The sequence below is a fragment of the Gemella parahaemolysans genome (assembly GCF_053758945.1).
The window spans coordinates 176637-183044 of the sequence record NZ_JBSMTP010000003.1; the positions used below are offsets into that span (position 1 = coordinate 176637).

At 34.5% G+C, this 6408-nt stretch carries 3 protein-coding genes, 1 tRNA gene and 1 rRNA gene; all 5 read left to right on the forward strand.

The features are described from left to right. Window positions 1–247: 247 nt before the first annotated feature. The 5 genes from ACWOBP_RS03760 (at window position 248) to ACWOBP_RS03780 (ending at window position 6360) form a co-directional block, all read left to right on the forward strand. Window positions 248–1438: an MFS transporter gene (locus ACWOBP_RS03760; protein ID WP_455337516.1), complete on the forward strand. Its 1191-nt coding sequence runs from the start codon at window positions 248–250 to the stop codon at window positions 1436–1438. Between the two features lie 567 nt (window positions 1439–2005). After that, window positions 2006–2959, forward strand: coding sequence for an L-lactate dehydrogenase (locus ACWOBP_RS03765; RefSeq protein WP_455337517.1), 954 nt, complete (start codon window positions 2006–2008; stop codon window positions 2957–2959). Window positions 2960–3223: 264 nt separating this feature from the next. Beyond that, complete coding sequence (locus tag ACWOBP_RS03770; protein ID WP_455337518.1) at window positions 3224–4264, forward strand: LacI family DNA-binding transcriptional regulator; 1041 nt, start codon at window positions 3224–3226, stop codon at window positions 4262–4264. Window positions 4265–4618: 354 nt separating this feature from the next. Next, window positions 4619–4692: transfer RNA gene (locus ACWOBP_RS03775), tRNA-Gly, on the forward strand. Between the two features lie 111 nt (window positions 4693–4803). Beyond that, window positions 4804–6360 (forward strand): 16S ribosomal RNA (locus ACWOBP_RS03780). Window positions 6361–6408 lie beyond the last annotated feature (48 nt).

Here is a 6408-nt window from a genome sequence, read left to right on the forward strand (position 1 = left end):
CAATTAGTTTCGTCTTATGACTCACTTCTTGGTGTGTCCTTGCATACGTTATACGTAAGAATTTTAACGTGTTTTTGGCACTAAAAATTCTAACGTACAACGCAAGTGGTTTATTGATATCTAAATTCGCTTTATAAAAGCTTTTTAGATATCTAATAAACTTTGCGGGGGTGACTTTGTAAATATGATTTATATAGAATCAGTATTTTTGAGTTACTCCCTTTTCAAGGTTAAATTAGGAGGAACAATGACAAATAAAAAGAGTAGTATTTTAATTTTACTAGGTGTTGTCTTTTTAGGACTTATTCTTAGAACACCTATTACAGCAGTAGGCGCAATCGTAGGACCATTAAAATCTATTTTAGATATTAACAACACGGTTGCTGGATTTATCACAACAATACCATTAATTGCATTTGCAATATTCAGTCCAATGGTAGCAAAATTATCAAATAAAGTAGGCTTAGAAAAGACGATATTATTAGCTGCGGTTATTATAACGGTAGGTTTAGGATTTAGATTTTACATTAATACATATGTATTCTTCTTTACGACATTTATCGTAGGAGTAGGAATAACAGTAGGTAATGTATTATTACCGGGATTAGTTAAGAAATATTACCCAGAAAAACTAGGGGTTATGACTGGTTTTTATGCAGTTGTTATGAATGTAGGGGCTGCGGTTGCAGCGGGTATAAGTTATCCATTGTTAAGTACAAATATTGGTGGAGAGAAATTCTCAACAGGACTTGCGGTTAATATTTGGATTGCAATTGCAATTATCAATATCTTTATCTACGCAGCGCTGTCGAAAAACAATGTAGTAAGTGATGTTAAAGATACTCATGAAAAAGTACATGGATATTTTAAACATTCTAAAATGTGGACGATTATGTTGAGTATGGGATTACAATCTGCATTATTCTATTGTAGTGTTTCGTGGTTCGCGGAAATTATGATTAGTAAGGATTTCTCACCTGAAACAGCAGGATTATTATTATCAATAAGTCAATTCGCACAATTCCCATCGACATTTATAGTACCGATTTTGGCGGATAAATTACACAATAAATTAATTATTCCAACTGTAATTACGATAGGATACATAGTGTCGCTTATCGGAATGCTTTATACAAGCGGAAACTTTGTATTAATGTTAATATTTATAGTTATCTTCGCGTTAGCTGGAGGAGGATCATTCTCATATGTTATGTATCTATTCTCAGCTAAATCAAGAAATGAAAGTGAAGCGGCTGATATTTCAGGATTAGCACAATCAGGAGGATATTTATTAGCAGCAATATTCCCACCATTATTAGGATATATTAGAGATATCTCGGATTGGAATAAAGCACTATATGTCTTAATAGCGACATCGGCAGTATTACTTGTGACATTAATTCACTGTAGTTCTAAAGGAAATATAATAGAAAAATAAAATGAAAGTAGCTAAACATCTATTTCAAATGAAAAATAGAAATGTTTTAGCTACTTTTTTATTAAAACTTTTATAAAGGTACTGTACTAAAGAAACAAATAAACATCGCTATATAAAACAGAGAAAAATTGATATGTATAATCTAATATTATATGTAAATCACAAGTAAATACAGAAAATAAAAAATTAATAGTACAAGAATGAGAAATTTAATAAAAATAATAAATTAATTTAAAAAATAAAATAAAATTAAAAAATTATCTTATAATATAAGTATAAGCAAAATTAAAGACTATAAAAAGAAAACGTTTTATAAAATATTGAAATAATACTTAATAAATTGGAAAAAATATATGGAAATTTCTTTAGATTAATAACAAGATAGTATAATTTAAAGGAATAAAAACACTTTCTTTTTTTACAATACTATGATATAATTCTAAGGGAAATGAGATATTTATACTTTAATAGGGATTTTAGTAGTGTTCTATCTCATAAAAATAAAATAGTAAAAAATAATTACTTTAAAAATATCTAAAAATATATAAATTATATGGAGGTTTTCTTATGAAAGCGAAAAACAGAAAAGTTGTATTAATAGGAGCAGGAATGGTAGGGATGAGCTTTGCTTATCAATTATATTCAAGCGGACTTTGTGAAGAACTAGGATTAATCGACTTCTTCGCTGAAAAAGCTGAAGGTGAAGCAATGGACCTTAACCATGGTGGAGCATTAGTACCACCTATTAAAGTAACTTCAGGTGGATATGAACAATGTGCGGATGCAGACGTTATCGTAATTGCGGGAGGTCTTCCACAAAAACCAGGTGAAACTCGTCTTGACCTAGTTGACAAAAACATGAAAGTTGTTAAAGATATGTCTGAGCAAATCGTAGCTTCTGGATTTGATGGAGTTATCGTTATTGCATCTAACCCAGTAGACGTATTAACTAACGCTTTACAAAAATTCACTGGATTCCCAAGAAACAAAATCGTTGGATCAGGAACTACTCTTGACTCTTCAAGATTCCGTTACATCTTAGGAGATAAATTAGGATTAGCACCAAGCAGTGTTCGTGGATATATCATTGGAGAACATGGAGATACTCAACTTGCTGCATGGAGTAATGTAAATGTTTATGGAAAACAATTCGATAAATTCTTAGAAACTTCTAAATACACTAAAGAAGATTTCGCTGATGTAGAAGAAAAAGTTATGCGTGCTGCATATGAAGTAATTAACCGTAAACGAGCTACTTACTATGCAATCGGTCTTGCTTTATTCACAATCGTTAAAGCTATCTTACGTGACGAAAACGTTGAGCTTGCAGTAAGTGGATACTGTGATGGACACTATGGAATCGATGGATTATATATCGGAACTCCAGCTATCGTTGGACGCGAAGGTGTTCGTGAAGTAGTAGAATTAGATTTAACTGAAGAAGAAACAGCTAAAATGCAACATTCAGCTAAAGTTCTAAAAGAAACTTTAGAAAAAGCATACGCAGCTTTAGAAGCATAATATAGGTAATAAAAATATTATAGAAGAATTAGATTCAATCCTTAAATTTAAGAGGGAATTTAATTCTTCTTTTTTTAAAATAACATAAAAAAGAAATACTATATCTAAAGATAAGTAAACGTTTTTTGAAAAGAAAAAAATATAAATAATTTTAGTTTCAAATACTAGACTTATAGTAAAAAATTTGGTACAATATATTGGGATGAAAAGGTTTTAAAAGTTATCAATAAAAAATTTAAAATAAAAAAGTAGAGGAGAAAGACTATGACAATAACGATATATGACGTAGCAAAAGAAGCAAAAGTATCGATGGCCACAGTATCAAGGGTTGTTAATAATAATCCTAATGTAAAAGAAGATACAAGACTACGTGTCCAAGAGGTTATAAAAAAATTAAGATATACACCTAACGCTGTTGCCAGAGGACTTGCTAGTAAAAAAACAACAACAATAGGTATAGTATTACCAGATATAGCAGACTTATCTTCTGCAGAAATCGTAAGTGGAATTGAATCAGTAGCTAATATGTATAAATACAACATAATCTTGGCTAATTCATGTGATAATCAAGAAATTGAAAAAAATATATTTGCTTCATTTGTAAGTAAACAAGTAGATGGAATTATTTATTTAGGTCATTCATTATCAGATAGTTCTAAAAATTATTTACAAGATATCCAAATTCCGGTAGTATTAGCTGGAAATCTTGGAACAGATTCAGAATTTTATTCTGTAAACATTGATTATGAAAAAGCAGCATACGATGTAACAAAAGAATTCTTATCTAGAGGTTCTAAAAATATTTCATTAGTAATAGATAAATATGAGAGTCAAAAAACTCAAAGATTAATTAAAGGATACAAAGAAGCATTAGCCTCTGAAAAAGTAGAATTCAAACCACAAAACATAATAGATGGCTATAGAACATATAAAGAAAGCAGTAAATTATATAAAGCATTAAGTAATATTGAATCAGAAGTAGTAATTACAATGTTTGATGAAGTGGCATTAGCGACAATGCAACAGGCACTAGATTTAGGAATGAGTATACCAGCAGACTTACAAATCATATCATTAGAAAATACAAAACTAATAAATATGACAAGACCTAAAATTTCATCTGTATTCCAACCAATTTTTGATATAGGAGCAGTATCAATGCGTGTGCTAACTAAAATAATAGATATAGAAAAAGCTAAGCGTAAAGGTGAAGAAATTGATGAAGAAGAGTTAGCTGAATTGAAAGCTCAAGAAAAAGAAATGAATTTACCGTACAGAATAGTGCACAGACAAACAACAAAATAAAAGTAAAAAAATCATATCTTATAGAAGAAAAAGTTTAGAAATAGAAAAAAAGAAATTTTCTAAACTTTTTTTTCATTTTCTATTGACATAATGTAAAAGTGATGATAGAATAATAAAAGTCTTCTGATAGAGAAGACGAACAATCAAAACTCTTTTCAAAATAAATGTTAAGTTTTTTAAAAAAACTCTTGACAAAGAACAGGAAAGATGATAAACTAAATAAGTCTTCAAGAAGAAGTAAAAAACTTCAAAAAAACTTTTTTAAAAAACTAAAAAAAGTTCTTGACAAAGACTTCTAAAAATGATAAAATAATTTAAGTGTTGAAGAAACACTGAAGATTAAAATTTAATAACGCGGGTGTAGTTTAGTGGTAAAACCTCAGTCTTCCAAACTGATGTTGTGAGTTCGATTCTCATCACCCGCTCCATTATTTTGAACATTGAAAACTAAACGAATTAAGTCAACGTTAATTCCAAAAAAGGACAGTTTTAAAAAGAAACTATAAAACTTTTTAATGAGCTAATCAAGCTAACAAATTTATTTGGAGAGTTTGATCCTGGCTCAGGACGAACGCTGGCGGCGTGCCTAATACATGCAAGTCGAGCGAAGTTTTTCTGGTGCTTGCACTAGAAAAACTTAGCGGCGAACGGGTGAGTAACACGTAAAGAACCTGCCTCATAGACTGGGACAACTATTGGAAACGATAGCTAATACCGGATAACAGCATTAACTGCATGGTTGATGTTTGAAAGTTGGTTTTGCTAACACTATGAGATGGCTTTGCGGTGCATTAGCTAGTTGGTGGGGTAAAGGCCTACCAAGGCGACGATGCATAGCCGACCTGAGAGGGTGATCGGCCACACTGGGACTGAGACACGGCCCAGACTCCTACGGGAGGCAGCAGTAGGGAATCTTCCGCAATGGGCGAAAGCCTGACGGAGCAACGCCGCGTGAGTGAAGAAGGATTTCGGTTCGTAAAGCTCTGTTGTTAGGGAAGAATGATTATGTAGTAACTATACATAGTAGAGACGGTACCTAACCAGAAAGCCACGGCTAACTACGTGCCAGCAGCCGCGGTAATACGTAGGTGGCAAGCGTTGTCCGGAATTATTGGGCGTAAAGCGCGCGCAGGTGGTTTAATAAGTCTGATGTGAAAGCCCACGGCTCAACCGTGGAGGGTCATTGGAAACTGTTAAACTTGAGTGCAGGAGAGAAAAGTGGAATTCCTAGTGTAGCGGTGAAATGCGTAGAGATTAGGAGGAACACCAGTGGCGAAGGCGGCTTTTTGGCCTGTAACTGACACTGAGGCGCGAAAGCGTGGGGAGCAAACAGGATTAGATACCCTGGTAGTCCACGCCGTAAACGATGAGTGCTAAGTGTTGGTCTCATAAGAGATCAGTGCTGCAGCTAACGCATTAAGCACTCCGCCTGGGGAGTACGACCGCAAGGTTGAAACTCAAAGGAATTGACGGGGACCCGCACAAGCGGTGGAGCATGTGGTTTAATTCGAAGCAACGCGAAGAACCTTACCAAGTCTTGACATACTGTGAGGACACAAGAGATTGTGTTGTTCTGACCTTTGGTTAGACACAGATACAGGTGGTGCATGGTTGTCGTCAGCTCGTGTCGTGAGATGTTGGGTTAAGTCCCGCAACGAGCGCAACCCTTATATCTAGTTGCCAGCAGTAAGATGGGGACTCTAGATAGACTGCCAGTGATAAACTGGAGGAAGGTGGGGATGACGTCAAATCATCATGCCCCTTATGACTTGGGCTACACACGTGCTACAATGGATAGGAACAAAGAGAAGCGAGCTCGCGAGAGTAAGCAAACCTCACAAAACTATTCTCAGTTCGGATTGTAGTCTGCAACTCGACTACATGAAGCTGGAATCGCTAGTAATCGCGAATCAGAATGTCGCGGTGAATACGTTCCCGGGTCTTGTACACACCGCCCGTCACACCACGAGAGTTTGTAACACCCGAAGACGGTGGCCTAACCTTTTAGGAGGGAGCCGGTCACGGTGGGACAGATGATTGGGGTGAAGTCGTAACAAGGTAGCCGTATCGGAAGGTGCGGCTGGATCACCTCCTTTCTAAGGATAAGGAATACGTTGATAATTCGTTTAGTTTTGAGTGTTCAA